Source organism: Mesorhizobium sp. (assembly GCF_041661565.1).
In the GTDB taxonomy this organism is placed as follows: domain Bacteria; phylum Pseudomonadota; class Alphaproteobacteria; order Rhizobiales; family Rhizobiaceae; genus Mesorhizobium.
Window position 1 is genome coordinate 1 of the sequence record NZ_JBAZUD010000060.1, and the last position, 22,893, is coordinate 22,893.

Consider the following 22,893-nt stretch of genomic DNA (forward strand, 5'->3'; position numbering starts at 1 on the left):
TCGGCCCATATCGGCGTCGTCGATCGCCTCTTCTCGCGCGTCGGCGCTTCCGACGATCTGGCGCGCGGCCGTTCCACCTTCATGGTCGAAATGGTCGAGACGGCGGCGATCCTCAACCAGGCGGGAGAACGCGCGCTGGTGATCCTCGACGAGATCGGCCGCGGCACCGCCACTTTCGACGGTCTGTCGATCGCCTGGGCGGCGGTGGAATATCTGCACGAGAAGAACCGCTGCCGGGCCATTTTCGCCACCCATTTCCACGAAATGACCTCGCTCGCCGGCAAGCTGGCGCGGCTCTCCAACGTCACCATGCGGGTCAAGGAATGGGAAAACGACGTGGTCTTCCTGCACGAGGTCGGCAAGGGCGCCGCCGACCGCTCCTATGGCGTGCAGGTCGCGCGGCTGGCCGGCCTGCCGGAAGCGGTGGTCGACCGCGCCAAGGAGGTGCTGCACCAACTCGAAGAAGGCGAGGTCTCCGGCAAGACTAACCGGCTGGTCGACGATCTGCCGCTGTTTTCCGTGGCGATGCGACGCGAAGCGCCTAAGCCGGTGAAGAGCGATGCCGTCAGCGCCGCGCTCGGCGACATCAACCCTGATGAGATGACGCCGAGAGAGGCGCTGGAAGTGCTGTATCGGCTTAAGGGCCTAGCTGGGAAGTAATCAGATCATCTCCAGGCCGCGCTTGCGGTTTGGCGGCGGGAAGGCCTGATCGAGATCGGCGATGTCCTGCTGGGTAAGCGCGATGTCCAGCGCGGCGACATTCTGGCGAACGTGCTCCTGGCTGCTGGCCTTGGGAATGGCGATGACGCCCTGCTGCATCACCCAGGCCAGGGCGATTTGCGCCGCGGTCGCATTGTGGCGGGCGGCGACGGCATCCAGCTTCGCATTGCGCGCCAGCGACCCCTGCTCGACCGGTGAATAGGCCATCAGCGGAATGCCTCGCTCACGGCTCCAGGGCGCCAGATCGAACTCGATGCCGCGCCGGACCAGATTGTAGAGCACCTGGTTGGTCTGGACGTTGCCGCCGTCGGCCAAGCCGACCAGCTCTTCCATCTCGTCGGTGTCGAAATTGCTGACGCCCCAGTAGCGGATCTTGCCGGCGCTCTTCACGGCCTCGAAGGCCGCGACCGTCTCCGCCAACGGGACGCTGCCCGGCCAATGCAGCAGATAGAGATCGATGCGGTCGGTCCGCAGCCGCTTCAGGCTGTTCTCGCAGGCGCGTTGGACGCCCGCGCGCGAGGCGTTGGACGGCAGCACTTTCGAAACCAGGAAGACCTCGTCGCGGCGCCCGGCGATGGCCTCGCCCACCACCTCCTCGGCGCCGCCGCCGGCATACATTTCAGCGGTGTCGATCAGGGTGACGCCGAGATCGAGGCCGAGCTTGAGCGCATCGACCTCACCGGCGCGGCGGCGCGAATCCTCGCCCATCTTCCATGTGCCCTGACCGAGAACGGCAATGGCTTCGCCGGAGGGTAACGTGGTGGTTCTGATGGTCGATGGCATGGCTCACTCCATTGAGGCCGGATGGCATCACAGGCCGGGCTAAAGATCCAGACTGGTTCTCGGTCGATTCCCGGTCGCTGAAAGGCTCACTTGGCCGGGTGGGCGGCAAGCCACGCCTGCATCTGCTTGATCTCGGCCTCCTGCGCGGCAATGACGCCTTCGGCAAGCTTGCGGATTTCCGGGTCCTTGCCATTGGCAAGCTCGATCTTGGCCATGTCGATGGCGCCCTGATGATGCGGGATCATGCCGCGGACAAAATCGACATCGGCGTTGCCGGTATAGTCGATCATCATGTCGCCATGCATCTTGTCCATCGCCGCCTTGTAGCCGTCGGTCGAGGGGCTTTCCGCACCCATCGCCATGCCCGTCATGTCATGTTTGGTCTCCTCCGCCTGCGCGGGAACGCTTTCGAGGAAAACGGCAAGCAGCATTCCAGCCGCCATCAGCAGCAGCACGATCTTCTTGGCCAGGGTCATTCATGGTCTCCTTTGTTCGGGTTGGTATTTGGGGGCTGGGATCAGAGTTTCAACGCCCGCAGCCGCAACGCGTTTGATATCACCGACACCGACGACAGGCTCATCGCCGCCGCCGCGAGCATGGGCGACAGCAGCGTGCCGGTGAGCGGATAGAGCACACCGGCGGCGACCGGTACGCCGAGAACGTTGTAGAGAAAGGCGAAGAACAGGTTCTGGCGGATGTTGCGGATCGTCGCCTGGGCCAGGATACGCGCCCGCACGATGCCGTTGAGATCGCCCTTGACCAGGGTGATGCCGGCGCTTTCCACCGCGACATCGGCGCCGGTGCCCATGGCGATGCCGACATCGGCCGCGGCCAGGGCCGGCGCGTCGTTGACGCCGTCACCGGCCATGGCGACGATCCTGCCCTTGGCGCGCAAATCCTCGACCAGCGCCGCCTTCTGCTCCGGCAACAGTCCGGCGCGAACCTCGTCGATGCCGAGACTTCTGGCGATCGCGCTGGCAGTACGCTCATTGTCGCCGGTCGCCATGACGATCGTCAGCCCCTTGGCGTGGAGCGATCTGATCGCCTCGGCCGTGGTTGCCTTGATCGGATCGGCGACGGCAACGATGCCGGCCAGTTCCCTGCCGACGGCAACGAACATCACCGTCCTGCCTTCCGTCTGCAGCGATACGGTCCTCGCCGAAAGGGACGACATATCGATGCCGAGGTCGGCCATCATGGCGGCATTGCCCAGCGCGACCTTCCTTCCCGATACGGTTCCGGAAACGCCCTTGCCCGTGATCGCCTCGAAGCCGCCGGCCTCGGTCACGGTCAAGCCGCGCGTCGCGGCGCCCTCGACGATGGCCTCGGCAAGCGGATGTTCCGATCCCTTTTCCAGGCCGGCCGCCAGCGACAGCAATTCGTCTTCGGAAAAGCCGTTCGCGGGCACGACATCGGTCAGCTTCGGCCGGCCTTCCGTCAGCGTACCGGTCTTGTCGACGATCAGCGTGTCGACGGAGGCGAAGCGTTCCAGCGCGGCGGCTTCCTTGATCAGCACGCCGGCGTGAGCGCCGCGCCCGGTGGCGGTCATGATCGACATCGGCGTGGCCAGGCCGAGGGCGCAGGGACAGGCGATGATCAGCACCGACACCGCCGAGACGATGGCAAAGATCAGGCTGGGCTCGGGGCCGAAGATAGCCCAGGTCGCGAAGGCGACCACCGCCACCAGCACAACGGCCGGGACGAAGTAGAAAGAAACGCGGTCGGCCAGCCCCTGAATGGGCGCGCGCGAGCGTTGGGCCTTGGCGACGAGTTCGACGATCCGCGCCAGCGTCGTTTCGGCGCCGATCCGCTCGGCCCGCATGACCAGCGAGCCGTTCTTGTTCAGCGTGCCGCCGGTAAGGGCGTCGCCTTCGGTCTTCTCGACCGGCAGCGGCTCGCCCGTGATCATCGATTCGTCGATGGAGGTGCGGCCATCCAGCACCGTGCCGTCGACCGGCACGGCGTCGCCGGGACGGACGCGCAGGCGGTCGCCGGCCTTGACCGTGTCGAGCGGCACGTCGCGCTCGGTACCGTCGGCGCCGATCAGCCGCGCGCTCTTCGGCGCGAGATCGAGCAGCGCACGGATTGCCGAACCGGTCTGTTCGCGGGCGCGCAGCTCCAGCACCTGTCCGAGGAAGACCAGTGCGACGATGACCGCCGCGGCCTCGAAATAGACCGGTACCGCACCGCCATGGGCGCGGAACTGATGCGGGAAGATATCCGGGAACAACGTGGCAACGAGGCTGTAGAGATAGGCCGCGCCCACGCCGAGCGAGATCAGAGTCCACATGTTGGGGCTGCGGTTGAGGATGGACTCCCAGCCGCGGTGGAAGAAGGGGAAGGCCGCCCAGAGCACCACGGGACTGGCCAGCGCCAGTTCCAGCCAGACCATCGTCCGCTCGTCAACGAGGGCCTGGAACGTCAGGCCCAGCATCGGCGCCATGGCGATCACCAGCAACGGCACGGACAGGACGGTGCTGACCCAGAAGCGCCTGGTGAAATCGACGAGTTCGGGGTTTGGCCCCTCGTCGCCGCCCGGCACGCCCATCGGCTCCAGCGCCATGCCGCAGATCGGGCAGGAGCCGGGCTTGTCGCGGATGATCTGGGGGTGCATCGGGCAGGTGTATTGCGTGCCCTTCGGCATCGACATCGGCTCCGGCCTGTCGCCGAGATATTTCGCCGGCTCCGCCACGAACTTCGAACGGCAGCGCTCGCCGCAGAAATGATAGAGATGGCCTTCATGTTCGGCGGTCGGCTTGCCAGAAGTGGGATCGACGGCCATGCCGCACACGGGATCCGTTTCGGTCGCAGCATCTCCGGGCCCGGCTTTCGGTGCGCAGCAGCCGCCATTGGCGCCATGCGCGTGATGATCGTGGTCTGGATGAGCCATTCAAAAATGCCTTGATGCCTGTGCCTGCATGCGGAGGTAGTGCTTCCAGTAACTGGAAGGTCAAGGGCTGTTTGAGGTTTTTCGGATTTGGCGCGGCCGAATCCGAAAATGGCACTTGCAAACGCAAAGCCTGTGCTAAAACAGCCGCCACTAATTAGGTCCTCCCTCCGCCGCGGAATCCTCAATGAAGTGCCTGGTCATCAACCTGGATCGCTCGCCCGACCGGCTCGCCCATGTCACGGCGGAATTTTCCCGAATCGGCATCCCCTTCGTGCGCGTCGCGGCGACCGACGCGCGGGAGCTTCCCGACCTCATGCTGGAGCCAAACCATTCCATGAACGGGGTCCGACGCCTGTCACGCAGCGAGATCGCCTGCACGCACAGCCACCGCGCCTGCTGGTCGATCATCGCGCAAGACGATGCCCCCTACGGCGCCATCTTCGAGGACGACATTGTCTTTTCCGCGAGAGCCGGCGCCGTGCTCGCCGAAACGGGCTGGATTCCGGCGGATGCCGATGTCGTCAAGCTGGAGACGTTCTTCAGCAAGATCATGGTCCATAGGAAAAGGCGTGCCGTCGGCAACGGGTTTTCCGCGTTCAGGCTTCACAAGCGCCATATGGGAACGGCGGGCTATATCCTGTCGCGGCAAGCGGCGCGCGATCTCCTGGAGGCGACCGTGCAGGCCACCGCCCCGGCCGACGAGCTGGTCTTCAACCCGGCCTTCGCGACCTCGGCCAGCAAGACGATCTACCAGTTGATCCCCGCCCTGTGCGCGCAGGATCAGTTCATCGGCGACAGGCTGCCAAGCCTGCTCTCCCAGGAACGGGATGCCGAATGGGTGGCGAGCGGACTGGGCACGAAGCGCAGAAGGCCGATCGGCCAGAAGATCAGGATAGAGACGGCGCGGGTCGTCAAGGGGATCGTCGATTTCTGCAAGCTTAGGCACCATGTGGTTGTCCCTCTCGACCCGCCGCTAGCGAAGGATCAGACCGCCGGCCGCATCGCAACGGGCCCCCATACCCAGCGGCGAGAAAACGCGCTATAGACGCCGCCCAAAAGGCAAGGCCAACCATTACCTATGGCGAAAATCTCCCTGAAGCTGGATGAACTGATCGACGGCGAAGCCTTGCGCCGCGAGATGACGGCGCTGACCGTGGCCACGGCCGGCGACGGCTCGGGACAAGCCGCCCGTTCCGCTGCCCTCCAGTTGCTCAAGGGCAGATTGGCAGAAGGCCACAGGACGGCCGAGCGCATGCTGCGGGAAGATGGCGGCGGCGGCGCCTGTGCGGCGCGGCTCTCTCATCTCATGGACGAGATCATCCGAGCTCTCTACGATTTCGCCGTCAAGCATGTCTACCGGGTCAAGAATGCGTCCCCGGCGGAGCGCATGGCCGTCGTCGCGGTTGGCGGCTATGGACGTGGCACGCTGGCGCCCGGATCCGACATCGACCTCTTGTTCCTGCTGCCCTACAAGCAGACGCCGTGGAGCGAACAAACCGTCGAATACATGCTCTACATGCTGTGGGATCTCGGCTTGAAGGTCGGCCACGCCACACGCAACATCGACGAGTGCCTGCGGCTGTCACGCACCGACGTCACCATCCGCACCTCTATCCTGGAGGCGCGCTTCCTGTGGGGCGAACTCAAGCTCTATGACGAGCTGATGCTGCGCTTCGACCACGAGGTGGTGCGCACGACGGGCCCCGAATATGTCCAGGCCAAGCTCGCCGAACGCGACGAGCGCCATGCCAAGGCCGGCGAAAGCCGCTATCTCGTCGAGCCCAATGTCAAGGACGGCAAGGGCGGCCTGCGCGACCTGCAGACGCTGTTCTGGATTGGCAAGTATTTCTACCGGGTTCGAACCGGCGAGGAACTGGTCGACAAGGGCGTCTTCACCGAGGGCGAGTACCGCGAGTTCCAGAAGGCCGAGGATTTCCTGTGGGCGGTGCGCTGCCACATGCATTTCCTCACCGGCAAGGCCGAGGAGCGGCTGCATTTCGACATCCAGCGCGAGATCGCCGAACGGCTGGGCTATACCAGCCACCCCGGCCTGTCGGCCGTCGAGCGGTTCATGAAGCATTACTTCCTCGTGGCCAAGGATGTCGGCGACCTGACCCGCATCTTCTGCGCCGCCCTGGAAGAAGAGCAGGCCAAGCATGTGCCGGGCTTCAATCGCATCTTCCTCACCTTCCAGCGCCGCAAGCGCAAGCTTGCCGGCACTTCGGATTTCATTGTCGACAACCACCGCATCAACATCGCCGACGATCAGGTCTTCGAGCGCGATCCGGTCAACCTGCTGAGATTGTTCTGGTTCGCCGACAAGCACGGGCTGGAATTCCATCCCGACGCGCTCAAACTGCTGACCCGGTCGCTCGGCCTGGTCAACAAGTCGCTGCGGCGCGACGAGGAGGCCAACCGGCTGTTCCTCGACATCCTCACTTCCGACCGAAATGCCGAGCTCAATCTGCGGCGCATGAACGAGGCCGGGCTGCTGGGCAGGCTGATCCCGGATTTCGGCAAGATCGTGGCCATGATGCAGTTCTCGATGTATCACCACTATACGGTCGACGAGCACCTGATCCGCTGCATCGGCGTGCTGGCCGAGATCGAGCGCGGTGACGGCGAGGCGATCCATCCGCTGTCGCACACGCTGATGCCGGGGCTGAAGAAGAGCCGCGAGGCGCTCTATGTCGCCGTGCTGCTGCACGACATCGCCAAGGGCCGGCCCGAGGATCACTCCGAGGCCGGCGCCAGGATCGCGCGCCGCATCTGCCCGCATATGGGGCTTTCGCCCGCCGACACCGAAACCGTCGCCTGGCTGGTCGAGAACCATCTGGTGATGTCGATGACGGCGCAGACCCGCGACCTCAACGACCGCAAGACGATCGAGGATTTCGCCTCGATCGTGCAGTCGGTCGAGCGGCTGAAGATGCTCTTGGTTCTCACCGTCTGCGACATCAGGGGCGTCGGACCAGGGGTCTGGAACGGCTGGAAGGGCCAGTTGCTGCGCACGCTCTACTACGAGACCGAGCTGCTGTTGACCGGCGGCTTCTCGGAGGTGTCGCGCGCCCAGCGCACGGCGGCGTCCCGCGAACGCCTGGCCGAGGCGCTCGCCGACTGGCCGGAGGAGGCGCGCAAGCGCTATGTCGGCCTGCACTATGAGAACTATCTGCTGACCGTCGACCTGCCGGACCAGCTTCGCCACGCCGCATTCATCCGTGACGCGGACGCGGCCGGCAACAGGCTGGCCACCATGGTCAAGACCCACCAGTTCGAAGGCGTCACCGAAATAACCGTGCTGGCGCAGGACCATCCCCGGCTGCTTTCGGTGATTGCCGGGGCATGCGCGGGAGCCGGCGGCAACATCGTCGACGCGCAGATCTTCACCACGGCGGACGGCCGCGCCCTGGACACGATCCTGATCTCACGGGAATTCGACCGCGACGAGGATGAGCGCCGGCGCGCCGAGCGCGTCGGTCGCCTGATCGAGGACGTGCTGTCGGGCAAGAGCTGGCTGCCGGAGATGATCGAGAAGCGCACCAAGCCGCGGCGCGGCGCCAAGGTGTTCAAGATTCCTCCCCGCGCCGAGATCCGCAACACGCTGTCCAACCGGTTTTCGGTCGTCGAGGTGGAGGGCCTGGATCGTCCGGGACTGCTGTCGGAAATCACCGGGACGCTGTCCGACCTGTCGCTCGACATCGCGTCGGCCCACATCACCACTTTCGGCGAAAAGGTCATCGACACCTTCTATGTCACCGACCTCACCGGCCAGAAGATCGACAGTCCGGCCCGCATCGCCACCATCCGCAACCGGTTGATCGCGGCGCTGGAGGGCATCGTGCCCGAGCGCGGCGGCAAGGCCAGGGCCGCCGCCGAGTGACAACCGCGATCCATTTGTCCCAATCCCGCAGGCAGTTCCCAGACTTATGAGCCTCATCAAGAAATTCGCAACGGTCGCGTCCGGCACGCTGATGAGCCGCGCGCTCGGTTTCGGCCGCGAGATGCTGATGGCGGCGGCACTCGGCACCGGGCCGGTCGCCGACGCCTTCAACGCCGCGTTCCAGTTCCCCAACACCTTTCGCCGGCTGTTCGCGGAGGGTGCGTTCAACGCCGCCTTCGTGCCGCTGTTCGCAAAGGAGATCGAGACGCACGGCACCGACGGCGCCAAGCGCTTTTCCGAGGAGGTGTTCGGCGTTCTGTTCACGGCGCTGCTGGCGCTGACCATCGTCATGGAACTGTCGATGCCGCTGATCGTGCGCTACCTGGTGGCGCCGGGTTTTGCCGGCATACCGGGCAAATTCGATACCACGGTGACGCTGGCGACGATCATGTTCCCCTATCTGATCTGCATGTCGCTGGGCGCCATGATGGCCGGCATGCTGAATTCGCTGCGCCGCTATTTCGCGGCCGCTGTGGCGCCGGTGTTTCTCAACATCATCCTGATCGGCGTGCTCGCCCATGCCTGGTACAAGGGGTCGGACGCGCTGGCCGTCGGCTTTGCCCTGTCGTGGGGCGTGCTCGCCGCCGGACTGGTGCAACTGGCGATCGTCTGGGTCGCGGTGCGCCATGCCGGCATCTCGATCGGCTTCCGCCGTCCGAAAATGACGCCCGCCGTCAAGCGGCTGCTGGTCCTGGCGCTGCCGGCGGCGATCACCGGCGGCATCACGCAGATCAACCAGCTGATCGGCACGGCGATCGCCTCGGCGCAGAACAGCGCGGTTTCCTCGCTCGCCTATGCCGATCGCGTCTACCAACTGCCGCTCGGCGTGGTCGGCGTCGCGGTGGCGATCGTGCTGCTGCCCGAATTGTCGAGGGCGCTGAAGTCGGGCAATCTGATCGAGGCGGCCAATCTGCAGAACCGCTCGGTCGAGTTCACGCTGTTCCTGACCTTGCCGGCTGCCGCCGCGCTCTGGGTGATGTCGGAGCCGATCGTGCGGCTGGTCTATGAGCGGGGCGCCTTCGCCGCCAACGGCTCGACGCCGACGGTCGCGGCGATCCTGGCGATCTTCGGCCTCGGCCTGCCGGCCTTCGTGCTGATCAAGGCGTTCACCCCGGGCTATTTCGCCCGAGAGGACACGCGCACGCCGATGATCTTCGCCGCCATCTCGGTTGCCGTGAACGTCACCACGGCGCTGACCTTGTTTCCTCGCATGGGCGCGCCCGGCATCGCCGTCGCCTCCGCCGTTGCCGGCTGGGTCAACGCGTTGATGCTGCTCGGCGTCCTGATCCGGCGCGGCCATTGGGGCCGCGACGTGCCGCTGCTGAAGCGCATTCCGCGGCTGGTCGTGTCGGCGGTGATCATGGGCGTGGCGCTTTATTTCGCCGAGCACTGGTTCGCCGTCAGGCTTGGCCCCGGCTCGCCGCTGGTCGTCAAGGCGACGACGCTGCTGTCGCTGGTGGCCGGTGGGGCGCTGCTCTACTTCATCGCCGCCTTTGCCACCGGGGGCGCCGATTTCGGCATGATCCGCCGCAATGTCGGGCGCAAGGCAGCGCCAACGCCTAAGGAACGGTCTCCAGATCCGTGAGCCGAAATTCGTCGGCCGTCGAAAGCATTGGAACGGCGTAGTAGCGCGCGCAAGAGTAGTGAAAGCAGTCCGCTAAATTCAGACGGATGGCGTTATTTCGAAATCGTGACGCAGCCTCAATAGACAACGACGTTGCGTCAGAGGCGGGCGGAAGCGCTCGCAAGGCGATAGCCCGCTCTTCAATAAAACGACTGACTATCTTGAGGCTGACTTCGACCGGGACTGCCAGCTTTTCAGATCGCGAAAGAGCCATTGCCGCTTCCCATACGGCAATTGCCGACGTGAACGGAGCGGATGCTTCCATGACCGCCTGGGCGCAGCGCTCGGCTTCGGCTTCATAGCTAAGCATCGCGACGATAGCGGCTGCGTCGACAAACATCAGTCTTCGCCGGACAATTCGTCATACACCGAACGCGGCAGCGGTTTGCGCGCCTCCTCGCTCAGTTCGATTCCGAACTCGGCACGTAGCCTTGCCGCCGTCTCCAACGGTGTCTCGCGATTGCGGCGCCGCTGCAATGCCTCGCGCGTGGCGATTACGATCGCCTCGGTTATGCCGACACCCTCGACCTTGGCTAAGGCACGAGTCAGCGTGTCCGCCTCCTTGTTGTTGATGTTGATCGCCATGGCCACCTGCCTTACGAGATTCTGTAGTAGAGTCTATGTAGCAGTCTACATAACAATATCAACATATTTCGGCTTTTCGAACGTTTTCAGAGCCTCTTGATCCTCTCCCCGCCTTCGTCCATAAGCGCGCCGTCGCAAGACTTTCGCCGCGCGCGAAACGGCCCTCCACAAGCCAAGGGAACAAGAATGTCCGCCTTCAAGCCACTCGTCTTTTCCGGCGTCCAGCCGACCGGCAATCTGCATCTCGGCAATTATCTCGGCGCCATCAAGAAATTCGTCGCCCTGCAGGACACATCCGACTGCATCTATTGCGTCGTCGACCTGCATTCGCTGACCGCGCAGCTGGTCCATGAAGACCTCGCCGACCAGACGCGGTCGATCACCGCGGCGTTCCTCGCCTCGGGCATCGATCCGAAGAAGCACATCGTCTTCAACCAGTCGCGGGTCATGCAGCACGCCGAGCTTGCCTGGATCTTCAACTGCGTGGCCCGCATCGGCTGGATGAACCGCATGACGCAGTTCAAGGACAAGGCCGGCAAGGACCGCGAGAACGCGTCGCTGGGCCTGCTCGCCTATCCCTCGCTGATGGCCGCCGACATCCTCGTCTACCGCGCCACGCATGTGCCGGTCGGCGACGACCAGAAGCAGCATCTCGAGCTGACCCGCGACATCGCGCAGAAATTCAACAATGACTTCTCCGACCGCATCGCCAGGCTCGGCGTCGGCGTCGAGATGCAGGTCGGCGAGGAGACCGTGCACGGCTATTTCCCGCTCACCGAGCCGGTGATCGGCGGGCCTGCGGCGCGCATCATGTCGCTGCGCGACGGATCGAAGAAGATGTCGAAATCGGACCCGTCCGACCTGTCGCGCATCAACCTGACCGACGATGCCGACGCCATCTCCAAGAAGATCCGCAAGGCCAAGACCGACCCGGAAGCGTTGCCGAGCGAGCTTGACGGTCTGGCCGCCCGGCCGGAAGCGGAAAACCTGGTCGGCATCTATGCCGGTCTCGCCGAAATGTCGAAGGCCGACGTGCTGAAGGAATTCGCCGGCCAGCAGTTTTCGGTGTTCAAGCCGGCGCTGGCCGACCTGGCGGTGGAAAAGCTGGCGCCGGTCGCCAGCGAAATGCGCCGCATTTCCAATGACCGCGCCTATGTCGACGCCGTGCTGAAGGACGGCGGCGAGCGCGCCGGCGTGCTCGCCGAGGCGACGATGAAGACGGTCCGCGACATCATCGGGCTGCTGCAGGCTTGATAGCGACGCCGCTGCGCCGCACCAGCACCGGACCGGCGGCTTGCCGCCGGACGGCGGTGGTGGCAGATTGCGGCCGCAATGATACCGAGTAGATAGACATGGTCTCCAAACGCCTCAGCCGCGAAGCCGGCCATCGCAGGAAATTCCTGACGATCATCGACGATACGCCGGAATGCGAGCGCGCCGTCGCCTATGCGTCGAAACGGGCGCAAAGCACCGGCGGCACGCTGGTGCTGCTCTATGTCATCGAGCCGGACGATTTCCAGCATTGGCTGGGCGTCGAGAAGATCATGCGCGAGGAGGCGACGGCCACGGCGCGCGCCGCGCTCGACAGCCATGCCAACAAGGTGCGCCAGAAGCTCGGGATCGAGCCGGAGATCGTGGTGCGCGAGGGCAAGCCGACCGACGAGATCCACAAGCTGATCGAGGAGGACCAGGACATCGCCATCCTGGTGCTGGCGGCCGGCGCCGGCAAGGAAGGCCCGGGGCCGCTGGTCGGCGCCGTGGCCGGCAAGGGCGCCGCCTTCCCCATTCCGGTGACCGTGGTGCCGCAGAATCTTTCCGACGAGGAGATCGACAGCCTGGCGTGAGGTTTACCGGCGTGTAGGATCACGGCGGCCACCCCCAGCGCCTCTCGAAGCGAACGGCGCACAACGCAAAACCATTCCGCCAGCCAGGTGTTCGCGCGACCTGTTTCGCTTGAATGTCCAGCCGACAAAGCCTATTTAGAATTATTCCAAACTGGTGGCCCAAAACGGGCACGGAGACGGCCATGTTCATCCAGACCGAATCGACGCCCAACCCGGCGACGCTGAAATTCCTGCCCGGCAAGGAAGTGCTGCTGGAAGGCACCGCCGATTTCCGCGACGCCGACGCGGCCGCCGTAGCCTCGCCGCTGGCCGGCCGGCTGTTCGAGATCCCCGGCATCACCGGCGTGTTCTTCGGCTATGATTTCATCACCGTGACCAAGGACGGCCCCGACTGGCAGCACCTGAAGCCGGCGATCCTCGGCGCCATCATGGAGCATTTCATGTCCGGCGCACCTGTCATGGCCAAGGCCGGCCCCGCCGCCGAGACCAGCCAGACCGGCGAGTTCTACGACAAGGCCGACGAGGAACTCGTGGTCACCATCAAGGAGCTGCTCGACACGCGGGTGCGCCCCGCTGTCGCGCAGGACGGCGGCGACATCACCTTCCGCGGCTTCGAGAACGGCACCGTGTTCCTGCACATGAAAGGCGCCTGCGCCGGCTGCCCATCATCGACAGCGACGCTGAAGCACGGCATCCAGAATCTGCTTCGGCATTTCGTGCCCGAGGTGCAGCAGGTCGAACAGGTCTCGTAACGACCGCTTCCAATCCGCTTTGCAGACAACAAAAAACCGGGCCAGATTGCCCGGTTTTCTGCTTGGGACGTCCGTTGTTGCCTAGACGGTCCGCGTAAGAAACTCGTCTGCCTAGACCGTGATCCCCGCAGGGACCTTGGTCTTACATCACGATGACCTTGGCGCCGACGGAGGCGCGGTCATAGAGGTCGATGATGTCCTGGTTCATCAGCCGGATGCAGCCGGAGGACATCGCCTTGCCGATGGAATTCCATTCCGGGCTGCCGTGCAGCCGGTAGCCCATATCGCCGCCCTTGTTGAACAAATACAGAGCGCGGGCGCCGAGCGGGTTCTGCAGCCCCGGCTCCATGCCATCGGCGAACTTGGCCAGTTCCGGCTGGCGCTTGATCATCTCGCGCGGCGGCGTCCAGGTCGGCCATTCGCGCTTGAGCGCGATATGGGCGGTGCCATGCCATTCGAAGCCCTCACGGCCTACGCCGATGCCGTAGCGAATGGCGCGGCCGTCACCCTCGACGAAGTAGAGGAACTTGTTTTGCGTGTCGACGATGATGGTGCCGGGCTGTTCCGGGCTGTCGTAGTTCACTTCCTGCCGATGATATTTCATCGGCACCTTCTCGATCGGAATGCGCGGCAGCTGGTAGCCGGCGTCGTCGACCGCGGCGTAGTCGTTGGTGAAAATCTGCGAGCCGATGGTGCTGCAACCGGCGATAGCAGTGGACAGCGCCAGGGCGGCGGCAATTGCAAACGACTTCATGCGCATGTGGTGATCCGACGCCCCATCCAAACCAGCGGCACGAGTCGGCCGCTTTCTCGCGAACATTCATGCTGGCATTTGCTTTGCTTGCCAAGCGCATGATGCCTATATGCGGGAGCTGACGCGCTGGTAAGCGTATCACTATGGCATTTCGGCAACAGGCTTCACAGGATTGTGAAGCAAATTCAATGCCCCAAGCGCAACGGATGCCAAGAAACGAGGAATAGCGCTATGAATGTCGGTGACGCCGCCAAGCGTTCAGGCCTGCCGGCCAAGACCATCCGTTACTATGAAGAGATCGGGCTGATCAGCCCCCGCCGCGCCGACAATGGCTACCGCGACTATTCCAACGACGACATCCACCGGCTGGCCTTCCTGCGCCGTGCCCGCAACCTGGGCTTTTCCATCGACGATTGCCGCCAGCTGATGGCGCTCTACCAGGATCGAAGCCGCGCCAGCCACGATGTGCGCGAAATCGCCGCCGCCCATGTCAAGGCGATCGAGGAAAAGGTGCGCGAACTGCAGTCGATGCGCTCGACCCTGCGGACGCTGATCGACGCCTGCCACGGCGACCAGCGTCCGGACTGCCCTATCCTCGACGACATGGCAGGGGCAGAGCCGCCCGCCGGCTCCTCAGCACCGGCCTGAAGAGGTCCCGACGATGGCGGGACCGTCTCTGTCCGCTTCGGGGATGCCCGCCGAAACTAAAGTCCATCCTCTCCCGTTACATTAGCGCTGGCTTGCCTCCGAGCAGACGCTTGGGAGCCAAGTCGGCTGGAATTTTGTGCCCAGTTGCAGATGGAATTGCCTTGAAGAAACCGCCTGTGAGACGAACGGTGCTGGAATACGTGATACTGGTGGCTTTGATAGGGATGACGGCCTGGCTGGGCCTTTCGCATTTGCCGTGGCAATAGCGGGTTGAGTAGGCTTGGCATCCCGGCGCCACACCGGAGTACCTGCGTGTGGGTGCGCCATCGCGCAAGCTCAATGGCAAGCGCCTCACACAAGGGCTGTTAATAGGCTTTCCAAGCTATCCCCTGTGGCTGGGTGACGCCTAGAGCCATTTGATGGCCCCTAGGATCAGCACGACAATAGCTGCCATCACATATTCCAGCCCTGGCTTAACCTGCGCACGAAGCTGCGATGAAAACCGGCATGCCAGCAGGACGCCAAGCCCACCACCGAGCGGCGTTAGAATCTTGTCAATAAACTCAACGGCGTTCATGTGTCTCACCCCCACCACCTAAACGTGCCCGCTAAAGACCAAGAATCTTTAGCGACCATTTTGGCGTTCAGGCAAGAGGAAGAGGTGTTTCATGAGCGAGGTTATGAATGCTGCGGTGCGCGCGAATTAGTTTGTGCTGCAATACGCTATAACTGGAAATGCCGAACCTGATCCGGACCATCTAACACTGGTTTGTCACCCGGATAATCGCCCGGTAAAAGGCGATTATCTGGTTGACAAACCCAAAGAAGGATAGGAATATGATCCTCGACAGGCCGGCAGATATCAGCGGTAAAGAAAGACCAAGATCAACGCCAGAGCGATAAAGCCAAAAAGGCTGACCCCTTTTAGCCAGCCTTCCAATTCGTATCTGCGCCATAGCGCGGCGTAATCCTGGTCTGGGTCAAGCATGGCGAGCTTGAAGCGTTCAAATGGGTTAAGCTTACGAGGTGGTTCGTCCACGACACTAACTTCCCTTGTGCGGTGTCCATCTTATCCCGCCACCCAGCCGTAGGGGAATGGTGCGGAACATATCCCGAACGAATCTCGCCATGTAAACAGTTCTCTTTAGAGAATAGCGCCCAGCGCATGCTAATATGCGAGACAGCTAGATTCGGAGCGGGGCGATGGCAAGCAAATTTAGAGATGACGTTGAACGAGAACTGGAGCGTCTGGCGCAATTGAGTGGTGCCGAGACGACCGACGACCGACTGCTCGTCTACGGGACCGACAAAGGCGTAAAAATCGATATCCGCTATGCGGGTGAAACCCTTTGGATGACACAAGCCCAAATAGGTCAGCTCTTTGGAAAAACTGTATCTACGATATCCCGCCACATAACGAACGTTTTTGATGCGGGTGAACTGATAGAAGAGGGCAATTTGCAGAAAACGCAAATTGCTGGTGCCACCAAACCAGTGGCTCTCTATAGCCTCGATGTCATTATCTCGGTCGGCTACCGCGTTAACTCGAAACAGGCCACTCAATTCAGGATATGGGCGACCGAACGTTTAAAGGAAATCCTCTTGAAAGGATGGTCCATTGACGTCGCTAGGATGAAGAACCCAGAGAGCCGCGACCATCTAAAAGAACTAAAGGAGACCATTCGAGATATCCGGGCTTCGGAGGCCAACCTATATCGGGAAGTCCGTAGCATCTGCGCAATGTGCCGAGACTATGACCCGCAATCCGAGGAGTGGCGAAACTTCTATGCGGGGATGCAGAACAAGCTCTTGTGGGCGGTCGCGTCTAAGACCGGGCCGGAGTTGATTTTGGAGCGCGCCAATGCCGAAGCGGAAAACATGGGCCTTACAACCTGGGCAAATGAAAACATCCGAAAAAATGACGTTTGCATAGCCAACAATTTTCTAGCCGGGGCAGAGATAAGGGAGAAGAACAGGCTGACAACGATGCTTCTCGATTATTTCGAGGATCAGGTGGACATCGGGCGGCTTGTCATGATGGCTGAAGCAGAAGAGAGAATGAACGGGTTTATTAAGTTCAACAATCGTCCACTTCTAACTCACCTTGAAGCGTCAAACGTGAAAAGGCACAGGCTCACGCCGAACGCCAGTTTGAAAAATTCAAGGAAAAGCGCCGGGCTTTGAGACAAGCAGGCTAGACGCCAACCTTTTTCGGCTTTGCGCGTTGCCGCCGAACCAGTTCCTTTATTTGCTCCGTCGTGAGCTTCGGTGCGAGCGCTACCTTGTCCACGGCGGCTTCGAAAGTAGCGTCGGATTGGTCGCCCTTTAGCTTCCGTGCGGCATCGCGGAACTTGTCGATCTGCTGCTTAGGCTCTTCCGGCTTGTCCGTATGGGGCATCTCTAAATTCCGCATAGTGAATGATGATTAGATCGGGGTAGATTTCATAAATCACGTCGATTGAGGGCATATCGATGGACCTAGCCCCATCCCAAACATAGCCTCTAACGGACCCGGTATCGTTTAACGGAGCTCCACACTCTTCGTCATGCACGATGGTCCAAGTGACAGACTCCCATGCATCGTTAGCTCTGGACCACTTGGCTTCCGCTAAGTCTCTCGCGAGGCCAACGCTGTCTTCCTCGCGAATATCCTTCATCTAGGTCAGGCCAAGTTCCCTAGCCCTATTGCGCAATCTAGCCGTCTCAGCATCGGTAGGTTCCCGTCCGCGTGAGGCTAGAATTGAGTGAAACGGCAATGGCTCCTTCATCTTGGCGATCTGCCACCCGTAATCATGGGAGAACTCGCTAACAGTGGTCGCGGTGTGCTTGCCGTCGATTTCCTTTATCCAGACGTCAATCTCTTTGAGTTCGTCGGGATGGAAGATGTTGCGATCTGGTGGGACTAGAGCTTTGAAAACCCATTCGTCGCCCGTGCCGCGCCACTGCTCTATCAAGCGCTGTGCCGCCAACTCATTGCGAACGATTATCCCGTCGCGCGGGATGGGGCCGTGCTTCTCGCGGATATAGGGGGCGCCAGTGATTGATTGACCGGTCAGAACGAAGCGTTTGGCGTCGGAAAACCAAGCGACCTTGTATAGCTTGGTAGCACCAAATCCAGCGCGAGCGCCGGCGGCCCATATCACATAGTGAAACAGGTGCTTTAGGCGCTCTCTGTCATAGGGCCTATCGGCCATTGCTCTCGTTTGCCTTCGCACTAACCATGAGGCGAACCTACCGTTTAATAGGTTATCTCATGCCTCCTGACGATACATCAAACGCTTGCCGGATGCACCTTTCAACGCGATGAAAGCGCGGGTGCCGTCATCAACGCCAAGCGCGATGCGGTTCGAATAGCGGAAATCGAATTCAGCTAAGTAGCGGTGCAGGTGCTGCTCGCCGCAATGCTGATAGACGCCTTTCATGCCGCGCTTGAAGATCGAATAGAAGCCTTCCACGGTGTTGGTGTGGACGGTCTTTGCGCCTTCATAGCGGACGTATTCGTCCTTCGAATGCGTGACGACATCGTGCGAGGCGAATTCCTGGCCGACGCGGCGATACATCTGAGCTTCGTCGGTCATCAGCGCACTTTCCTTGGCAATGTTGGCGCGGACGATCGGCATGACGGTGCCAATGCGGGCGGTATCGACGTGGAACGAACGGGCGCGGCCACCACGCTCGACAAGCGTAACGACCGAGTTCTTGTGAGCGGCACCGCCACGCTTAACCTGAGTGCCGGCCAGACGGCCGATGTAGGTTTCGTCAACCTCAACGGTCTTGCCGTTGCCGCCCATCGGGGACAGGTCGCCAGACGCCATTGCAAGGCGAATGCGGTGGCACAGGAACCAAGCGGCTTCATAGGTGCATTCGAGTATGCGGTGCATCTGGTGGGCGCTAATGCCCTTCTTTGAGGCGCACATAAGGTGGATAGCCTGAAGCCACTTGGTCAGCGGCAAATGGCTTTCCTCAAAAATAGATCCCATGCGGACCGTGAACTGCGAACGGCAAGCGCTGCACTTGTACAGGCCGTGACGCTCGACGCCGTTGGGGTTCTTCTTCGAAGGCTTGGTGCGAACACCCTTCAACGAGTAGTGCTTATCGACAGAGCCGCACTTTGGGCAAACCGGGCCATTCGGCCAAAGAATGCCTTCCACATGCTCGAAAGCCTTGGCTTCGTCGTGGAACTCGGGGCGGGACAGGACGGACATGGCGAAAGTTCCTAAGTTGTTGGAATCTTTCTACCTATCGAGTTTGGGTTTGTCAACCAGATAATCGCCCGGTAAAAACAGGTTCAAACCGTGAACAGAATCTGGCATGGTGCCGGCATGCCGATCATTTCCCCGATTCCCTTGAACCCGCTCATCGACGGTCGCCAGTCCGAGCGCGCCATGCTGGTGCGGCGCGGGGTGCAGCGGCTGTTGCGGGAGATGGGCGCGCATGTGCTGCCGGAACTGTCGCTGGCCACCGGCCGCCGCGCCGACCTTGTCGCGCTGACCCGCCAGGGCGACATCTGGATCATCGAGATCAAATCCTCGATCGAGGATTTCCGGGTCGACCGCAAATGGCCTGACTACCGGCTGCATTCGGACCGCTTCTTCTTCGCCACGCATCCCGGCGTGCCTTCGGACATCTTTCCGCAGGAATGCGGCTTCATCCTTTCCGACGGCTACGGCGCCGAGATCATGCGCGACGCGCCGGAGCACCGCATGGCGGCGGCAACGCGCAAGGCGCTGATGCTGCGCATCGCGCGCGCCGGCGCTTCGCGGCTGCTGGCGGCGGAACTCGCCGGTGTTTCCGTGCCGGCATTGGAAGGCGAGAGCGAGTAGCGCGAGCTACTCTTCCGCCGCCTCCGTGCCGCTTGCGGCCGGCGCCATCAGCAGCACGGCGGCGCCGAGGATGGCGGCGATGAAGGAGCCGGCAAGGATGCCGACCTTGACCGCGTCCTGGAGCGCGACGTCGCCGGCGAAGGCGAGCAGGCCGATGAACAGGCTCATGGTGAAGCCGATGCCGCACAGCAGCGAGATGCCGACCATGTGCGACCAGTTGGCATTGGCGGGCAGGTCGGCGAGACCGAACCTTATGGCAAGCGCCGAGGAGCCGAACACGCCGACCAGCTTTCCGATGACGAGGCCGGCGGCAACGCCCAGCGTCAGCGGTTCGACCAGCGCGCCAAGGGTGAGGCCGGCGAGCGAGACGCCGGCATTGGCAAAGCCGAAGATCGGGATGACGACGAAGGGCACGATCTTGTGCAGGCCATGCTCGAGCCGGTGCAGCGGCGAATGGTCGAGATCGTGGCGCGTGCCGGCGGAGCGTTCGAGCGGGATGGTCAGCGCCAGGGCCACGCCGGCAAGGGTCGCATGGACGCCGGATTTCAGCACCAGGACCCACAGCACGACACCGAGCACGAGATAGGGCAGCAGCGTCATTACCCGCATGCGGTTGAGCACGGCAAGCATGGCAATGACGGCGAAGGCCGCGCCAAGATAGGCCAGCGACAGGCCGCTGGTGTAGAAGATGGCGATGATGATGACGGCGCCGAGGTCATCGATGATGGCCAGCGCCGTGAGGAAGATTTTCAGCGAGGCCGGCACGCGGCTGCCGAGCAGCGAAAGCACGCCGAGCGCGAAGGCGATGTCGGTGGCGGTCGGGATGGCCCAGCCCGAGAGCGCGGCGGCGTTGCCGCGGTTGATGGCGACGTAGACCAGCGCCGGAACCAGCATGCCGCCGGCGGCGGCGATGCCGGGCAGCGCGCGCCTCGGCCAGGAGGACAGCTGGCCGTCCAGCATCTCGCGCTTGATCTCCAGCCCGACGAGCAGGAAGAACACCGCCATCAGCCCGTCATTGATCCAATGCGACACCGACAGCGGCCCGAGATAGGCATGCAGGGCGGCGAAATAGGCCTCGGCCAGCGGCGAATTGGCGACGATCAGGGCCAGGGCGGCGGCCGCCATCAGGATGATGCCGCCGGCCGCCTCGCTGTCGAGGAATTCGCGGAAGACGGAAACCGGCCGCTGCTTCAAATCCTGCATGTCGCCTCCGTTAAGATGCCTTGCCTATTGGCCGGAAATTTGTAACCCAATGATGTGCAACATCACCGGTGAAGCAAGGCGTACGAGTCCGCTCCGGAAGATCTATGCCTCAAGATTGGCCGAAACGCCCATCGCTTCGTCATCCTGGGGCGGAGCAAGGAGCGAAGCGCCGCCGCGCAGACTCCGGGATCCATGCCGCGACTTCAAAGCGTTGCCCACGGTTCAAAATTCTGCTCCGCCGCACCCCACGATCCAAGTAACGGCATGGATCCCTGGGTCTTCGCTCCGCTTCGCGTCGCTGCGCCCAAGGATGACGAAGGTAGGTTCAGCGCGGCGCGCGCTTGGCCAGGATGCGCTGCAGCGTGCGGCGATGCATGTTGAGCCGGCGCGCGGTCTCGGAGACGTTGCGCTCGCACATTTCGTAGACGCGCTGGATGTGCTCCCAACGGACGCGATCGGCCGACATCGGGTTTTCCGGCGGCGCGGCGCGCTCGCCCGCCGTGCGGGTGAGTGCTGCGAAGACGTCGTCGGCATCGGCCGGCTTCGACAGATAGTCGACGGCGCCCAGTTTCACCGCCGTCACCGCCGTGGCGATGTTGCCGTAGCCGGTCAGGATGATGGTGCGGGAATCGTCGCGCTTCTCGCGGATGGCGGCGACCACGTCGAGGCCGTTGCCGTCGCCCAGCCGCATGTCGACCACGGCGTAGGCGGGCGGATTGGCGCGCGCCTTGGCGACCGCCTCCTCGACGCTCTCGGCCGTCTCGACCACGAAACCCCTTGTTTCCATGGCGCGGGCCAGGCGGGTCAGGAACGGCTTGTCGTCATCGACGATGAGCAACGAGGTGTCGTCGCCTTCAACCATTGCGCCAATATGTTCATCGCCTGTCATAGTCTTTGAAATTCCTGCTGCCTTATTTTTACGCAGATATAGCTTCCGTGCCCTGATTGTCCAATTTTAAGAGCCAAACCGCCCTCAGGCGGTGTCGAACATACTGGCCGAAGTGACTTCCGGATTGAGGAACACGCCACGCGGCCAAGATATCTTCACCATGGCGCCCTCGCCCAGGCCGCTCGAATTGCGGAAATCAAGCGTGGCGCCCGAGCGTTCGAGCAGCGTCTTGGCGATGAACAGGCCGAGCCCGAGGCCGCCTCCGGCCTCGTTGCCCTGGCGCGTCGACATGTAGGGCTCGCCGATGCGGTCGATGATCTCGGCCGGAAAGCCGGGTCCGTCATCGATGATCGAGAAGGTGACGGTGGCCTCGTCCCAGCTCCAGCGCACGCTGACGCTCTCGCGGGCGAAATCGACGGCATTCTCGACCAAATTGCCGAGGCCGTAGATGACGCCGGGGTTGCGGCGGCCGACCGGTTCGGGCCCCTTGCGCTCTCCCGGACGAAGCTTGATCGAGATGCCGAAATCGCGATGCGGGGCGGTGACCTCCTCGACCAGCGAGGTCAGCGGCAGCCGGGAGAGATGCGCCTCGCCCTCGGATGACAGGCTGGTCAGGCGCTTGAGGATTTCGCGGCAGCGTTCGCTCTGCGAACGCAGCAGGGTCACGTCTTCGCCGTAGACCGGATCCTTGCCGAGGGCCCTTTCCATCTCCTTGGCGACAAGCGTGATGGTGGCCAACGGCGTGCCGAGCTCGTGCGCGGCGGCCGCGGCCAGCCCATCCAGCGCCGAAAGATGCTGCTCGCGCTGCAAAACGAGTTCGGTGGCGGCGAGCGCATTGGCCAGAAGCCGCGCTTCGGCGGCGACGCGGAAGGCGTACATGGCGGTGAAGGCGATCGAGGAGAGCACCGCCATCCATATGCCGGCGACATAGATGAAGGGCATCTCCAGCGGCGTACCCTCATGCCAGGGCAGAGGCAGATGGATAAACACCAGCAGCGTTGCGGCCGACATTACCAACACGCCGAGAATGGCGGTCAGGCGCAGAGGCAGCGAGGTCGCCGAGATGACGACAGGCACGGTCATCAGCAGCGAGAATGGATTGGTGAGGCCGCCCGTCATGTAGAGCAGTCCGGCAAGCTGCAGGCTGTCGAAGACGAGGATGCCGAAGGCCGCCAGCGGGGTGAGCCGGTGCGCCGCGGGAAAGCGGAAGGCGAGAAACAGGTTCATCCAGGCGGAGCAGGCGATCAGCGCGAAGCACAGGCTGACCGGGAGCGGAAACTTCAGGCCATAGGCGACAACGATGACCGTCACGCTCTGGCCGATGATGGCAAGCCAGCGCAGCCGGATCAGCGTGTTGAGCCGCAGTCTCTGGCTCTGCTGGAAATCGGGAGAACGCAAAACGTTGATCATGGCCATGGATTACAGCCGCGGAACCCGA

Annotated in this window: 23 protein-coding genes and 1 pseudogene; 10 read left to right on the forward strand and 14 right to left on the reverse strand. The window is 62.7% G+C overall.

Annotation, left to right across the window (positions count from 1 at the left end):
• Positions 1-660, forward strand: a pseudogene (locus WC739_RS12735) (DNA mismatch repair protein MutS); the annotation flags it as partial.
• Here WC739_RS12735 and WC739_RS12740 read toward each other — a convergent pair.
• The 3 genes from WC739_RS12740 to WC739_RS12750 form a co-directional block, all read right to left on the reverse strand.
• Entirely contained in the window at positions 661-1,503 is an 843-nt protein-coding gene (locus tag WC739_RS12740) for an aldo/keto reductase (protein ID WP_372953388.1), read from the reverse strand. It abuts the pseudogene before it with no gap.
• Positions 1,504-1,589: 86 nt separating this feature from the next.
• Complete coding sequence (locus WC739_RS12745) at positions 1,590-1,979, reverse strand: DUF305 domain-containing protein (protein ID WP_372953389.1); 390 nt, start codon at positions 1,977-1,979, stop codon at positions 1,590-1,592.
• A gap of 41 nt (positions 1,980-2,020) precedes the next feature.
• Positions 2,021-4,393: a heavy metal translocating P-type ATPase gene (locus WC739_RS12750; protein ID WP_372953390.1), complete on the reverse strand. Its 2,373-nt coding sequence runs from the start codon at positions 4,391-4,393 to the stop codon at positions 2,021-2,023.
• A gap of 184 nt (positions 4,394-4,577) precedes the next feature.
• Between WC739_RS12750 and WC739_RS12755 the strand changes: the two genes are divergently transcribed.
• Genes WC739_RS12755 through murJ form a run of 3 tightly spaced genes read left to right on the forward strand, consistent with a single transcriptional unit; the run spans position 4,578 to position 9,918 of the window.
• Positions 4,578-5,438 carry a glycosyltransferase family 25 protein gene (locus WC739_RS12755; RefSeq protein WP_372953391.1) on the forward strand — a complete coding sequence of 287 codons (861 nt, stop codon included), beginning with the start codon at positions 4,578-4,580 and terminating at the stop codon, positions 5,436-5,438.
• Positions 5,439-5,471: 33 nt separating this feature from the next.
• Entirely contained in the window at positions 5,472-8,273 is a 2,802-nt protein-coding gene (locus WC739_RS12760) for a [protein-PII] uridylyltransferase (protein WP_372953392.1), read from the forward strand.
• A gap of 46 nt (positions 8,274-8,319) precedes the next feature.
• Complete coding sequence (murJ, locus tag WC739_RS12765) at positions 8,320-9,918, forward strand: murein biosynthesis integral membrane protein MurJ (RefSeq protein WP_372953393.1); 1,599 nt, start codon at positions 8,320-8,322, stop codon at positions 9,916-9,918.
• On the opposite strand, the gene WC739_RS12770 is transcribed toward murJ, so the two are convergent.
• On the reverse strand, positions 9,893-10,297 hold the full coding sequence (locus tag WC739_RS12770) for a type II toxin-antitoxin system VapC family toxin (RefSeq protein ID WP_372953394.1): 405 nt from the start codon (positions 10,295-10,297) through the stop codon (positions 9,893-9,895). The two genes, murJ and WC739_RS12770, sit on opposite strands and share 26 nt — an antisense overlap.
• Positions 10,297-10,542 (reverse strand): type II toxin-antitoxin system VapB family antitoxin, encoded by a 246-nt coding sequence (locus tag WC739_RS12775; RefSeq protein ID WP_372953395.1) that lies wholly within the window; start codon positions 10,540-10,542, stop codon positions 10,297-10,299. The genes WC739_RS12770 and WC739_RS12775 overlap by 1 nt, the downstream gene beginning before the upstream one ends.
• A 186-nt stretch (positions 10,543-10,728) precedes the next feature.
• On the opposite strand from WC739_RS12775, the gene trpS reads away from it, so the two are divergent.
• From trpS to WC739_RS12790, 3 genes are all read left to right on the forward strand, one after another.
• Positions 10,729-11,796, forward strand: coding sequence for a tryptophan--tRNA ligase (gene trpS / locus WC739_RS12780; protein WP_372953396.1), 1,068 nt, complete (start codon positions 10,729-10,731; stop codon positions 11,794-11,796).
• Positions 11,797-11,894: 98 nt separating this feature from the next.
• Positions 11,895-12,386 (forward strand): universal stress protein, encoded by a 492-nt coding sequence (locus tag WC739_RS12785; RefSeq protein WP_372953397.1) that lies wholly within the window; start codon positions 11,895-11,897, stop codon positions 12,384-12,386.
• Positions 12,387-12,568: 182 nt separating this feature from the next.
• On the forward strand, positions 12,569-13,138 hold the full coding sequence (locus WC739_RS12790; protein WP_372953398.1) for a NifU family protein: 570 nt from the start codon (positions 12,569-12,571) through the stop codon (positions 13,136-13,138).
• A 142-nt stretch (positions 13,139-13,280) separates the two neighbouring features.
• Here WC739_RS12790 and WC739_RS12795 read toward each other — a convergent pair whose 3' ends face one another.
• Positions 13,281-13,898, reverse strand: a complete 618-nt coding sequence (locus WC739_RS12795) for a L,D-transpeptidase (RefSeq protein ID WP_372953399.1) — start codon at positions 13,896-13,898, stop codon at positions 13,281-13,283.
• 225 nt (positions 13,899-14,123) lie between these two features.
• Between WC739_RS12795 and cueR the strand changes: the two genes are divergently transcribed.
• Entirely contained in the window at positions 14,124-14,540 is a 417-nt protein-coding gene (cueR, locus tag WC739_RS12800) for a Cu(I)-responsive transcriptional regulator (protein ID WP_372953400.1), read from the forward strand.
• A gap of 406 nt (positions 14,541-14,946) precedes the next feature.
• On the opposite strand, the gene WC739_RS12805 is transcribed toward cueR, so the two are convergent.
• The gene (locus tag WC739_RS12805; RefSeq protein ID WP_372953401.1) at positions 14,947-15,117 is read right to left on the reverse strand and encodes a hypothetical protein; all 171 of its coding nucleotides are present in this window, start codon (positions 15,115-15,117) and stop codon (positions 14,947-14,949) included.
• A 285-nt stretch (positions 15,118-15,402) separates the two neighbouring features.
• A complete protein-coding gene (locus WC739_RS12810) occupies positions 15,403-15,579 on the reverse strand; it encodes a hypothetical protein (RefSeq protein WP_372953402.1) in 177 nt (58 codons plus the stop codon).
• A 164-nt stretch (positions 15,580-15,743) separates the two neighbouring features.
• Between WC739_RS12810 and rhuM the strand changes: the two genes are divergently transcribed.
• Positions 15,744-16,724: a RhuM family protein gene (gene rhuM, locus WC739_RS12815; protein WP_372953403.1), complete on the forward strand. Its 981-nt coding sequence runs from the start codon at positions 15,744-15,746 to the stop codon at positions 16,722-16,724.
• Between the two features lie 10 nt (positions 16,725-16,734).
• Here the strand turns inward: rhuM and WC739_RS12820 are convergent, their stop codons facing one another.
• The 3 genes from WC739_RS12820 to WC739_RS12830 form a co-directional block, all read right to left on the reverse strand.
• The gene (locus WC739_RS12820) at positions 16,735-16,938 is read right to left on the reverse strand and encodes a hypothetical protein (RefSeq protein WP_372953404.1); all 204 of its coding nucleotides are present in this window, start codon (positions 16,936-16,938) and stop codon (positions 16,735-16,737) included.
• A 259-nt stretch (positions 16,939-17,197) separates the two neighbouring features.
• Positions 17,198-17,734, reverse strand: a complete 537-nt coding sequence (locus WC739_RS12825) for a Panacea domain-containing protein (RefSeq protein WP_372953405.1) — start codon at positions 17,732-17,734, stop codon at positions 17,198-17,200.
• Between the two features lie 57 nt (positions 17,735-17,791).
• A complete protein-coding gene (locus tag WC739_RS12830) occupies positions 17,792-18,745 on the reverse strand; it encodes an IS1595 family transposase (RefSeq protein WP_372953406.1) in 954 nt (317 codons plus the stop codon).
• Between the two features lie 117 nt (positions 18,746-18,862).
• Between WC739_RS12830 and WC739_RS12835 the strand changes: the two genes are divergently transcribed.
• A complete protein-coding gene (locus WC739_RS12835) occupies positions 18,863-19,363 on the forward strand; it encodes an MmcB family DNA repair protein (protein ID WP_372953414.1) in 501 nt (166 codons plus the stop codon).
• 6 nt (positions 19,364-19,369) lie between these two features.
• Here WC739_RS12835 and nhaA read toward each other — a convergent pair whose 3' ends face one another.
• The 3 genes from nhaA to WC739_RS12850 all read right to left on the reverse strand — a co-directional run bounded on the left by nhaA (position 19,370) and on the right by WC739_RS12850 (position 22,871).
• Positions 19,370-20,566, reverse strand: a complete 1,197-nt coding sequence (nhaA, locus tag WC739_RS12840) for a Na+/H+ antiporter NhaA (RefSeq protein ID WP_372953407.1) — start codon at positions 20,564-20,566, stop codon at positions 19,370-19,372.
• A 325-nt stretch (positions 20,567-20,891) separates the two neighbouring features.
• Positions 20,892-21,455: an ActR/PrrA/RegA family redox response regulator transcription factor gene (locus WC739_RS12845; protein ID WP_372953408.1), complete on the reverse strand. Its 564-nt coding sequence runs from the start codon at positions 21,453-21,455 to the stop codon at positions 20,892-20,894.
• Between the two features lie 84 nt (positions 21,456-21,539).
• On the reverse strand, positions 21,540-22,871 hold the full coding sequence (locus WC739_RS12850) for an ActS/PrrB/RegB family redox-sensitive histidine kinase (protein ID WP_372953409.1): 1,332 nt from the start codon (positions 22,869-22,871) through the stop codon (positions 21,540-21,542).
• Positions 22,872-22,893 lie beyond the last annotated feature (22 nt).

What these genes read in the sequence shown, in the direction of transcription:
- WC739_RS12745 (WP_372953389.1), bottom strand. Translation starts at nt 1,979, where the DNA reads ATGACCCTGGCCAAGAAGATCGTGCTGCTGCTGATGGCGGCTGGAATG.
- rhuM (WP_372953403.1), top strand. Translation starts at nt 15,744, where the DNA reads ATGGCAAGCAAATTTAGAGATGACGTTGAACGAGAACTGGAGCGTCTG.
- WC739_RS12755 (WP_372953391.1), top strand. Translation starts at nt 4,578, where the DNA reads ATGAAGTGCCTGGTCATCAACCTGGATCGCTCGCCCGACCGGCTCGCC.
- nhaA (WP_372953407.1), bottom strand. Translation starts at nt 20,566, where the DNA reads ATGCAGGATTTGAAGCAGCGGCCGGTTTCCGTCTTCCGCGAATTCCTC.
- WC739_RS12760 (WP_372953392.1), top strand. Translation starts at nt 5,472, where the DNA reads ATGGCGAAAATCTCCCTGAAGCTGGATGAACTGATCGACGGCGAAGCC.
- WC739_RS12825 (WP_372953405.1), bottom strand. Translation starts at nt 17,734, where the DNA reads ATGGCCGATAGGCCCTATGACAGAGAGCGCCTAAAGCACCTGTTTCAC.
- WC739_RS12750 (WP_372953390.1), bottom strand. Translation starts at nt 4,393, where the DNA reads ATGGCTCATCCAGACCACGATCATCACGCGCATGGCGCCAATGGCGGC.
- WC739_RS12835 (WP_372953414.1), top strand. Translation starts at nt 18,863, where the DNA reads ATGCCGATCATTTCCCCGATTCCCTTGAACCCGCTCATCGACGGTCGC.
- WC739_RS12770 (WP_372953394.1), bottom strand. Translation starts at nt 10,297, where the DNA reads ATGTTTGTCGACGCAGCCGCTATCGTCGCGATGCTTAGCTATGAAGCC.
- WC739_RS12805 (WP_372953401.1), bottom strand. Translation starts at nt 15,117, where the DNA reads ATGAACGCCGTTGAGTTTATTGACAAGATTCTAACGCCGCTCGGTGGT.
- trpS (WP_372953396.1), top strand. Translation starts at nt 10,729, where the DNA reads ATGTCCGCCTTCAAGCCACTCGTCTTTTCCGGCGTCCAGCCGACCGGC.
- WC739_RS12790 (WP_372953398.1), top strand. Translation starts at nt 12,569, where the DNA reads ATGTTCATCCAGACCGAATCGACGCCCAACCCGGCGACGCTGAAATTC.
- WC739_RS12785 (WP_372953397.1), top strand. Translation starts at nt 11,895, where the DNA reads ATGGTCTCCAAACGCCTCAGCCGCGAAGCCGGCCATCGCAGGAAATTC.
- murJ (WP_372953393.1), top strand. Translation starts at nt 8,320, where the DNA reads ATGAGCCTCATCAAGAAATTCGCAACGGTCGCGTCCGGCACGCTGATG.
- cueR (WP_372953400.1), top strand. Translation starts at nt 14,124, where the DNA reads ATGAATGTCGGTGACGCCGCCAAGCGTTCAGGCCTGCCGGCCAAGACC.
- WC739_RS12850 (WP_372953409.1), bottom strand. Translation starts at nt 22,871, where the DNA reads ATGGCCATGATCAACGTTTTGCGTTCTCCCGATTTCCAGCAGAGCCAG.
- WC739_RS12820 (WP_372953404.1), bottom strand. Translation starts at nt 16,938, where the DNA reads ATGCCCCATACGGACAAGCCGGAAGAGCCTAAGCAGCAGATCGACAAG.
- WC739_RS12795 (WP_372953399.1), bottom strand. Translation starts at nt 13,898, where the DNA reads ATGCGCATGAAGTCGTTTGCAATTGCCGCCGCCCTGGCGCTGTCCACT.
- WC739_RS12740 (WP_372953388.1), bottom strand. Translation starts at nt 1,503, where the DNA reads ATGCCATCGACCATCAGAACCACCACGTTACCCTCCGGCGAAGCCATT.
- WC739_RS12775 (WP_372953395.1), bottom strand. Translation starts at nt 10,542, where the DNA reads ATGGCGATCAACATCAACAACAAGGAGGCGGACACGCTGACTCGTGCC.
- WC739_RS12830 (WP_372953406.1), bottom strand. Translation starts at nt 18,745, where the DNA reads ATGTCCGTCCTGTCCCGCCCCGAGTTCCACGACGAAGCCAAGGCTTTC.
- WC739_RS12845 (WP_372953408.1), bottom strand. Translation starts at nt 21,455, where the DNA reads ATGACAGGCGATGAACATATTGGCGCAATGGTTGAAGGCGACGACACC.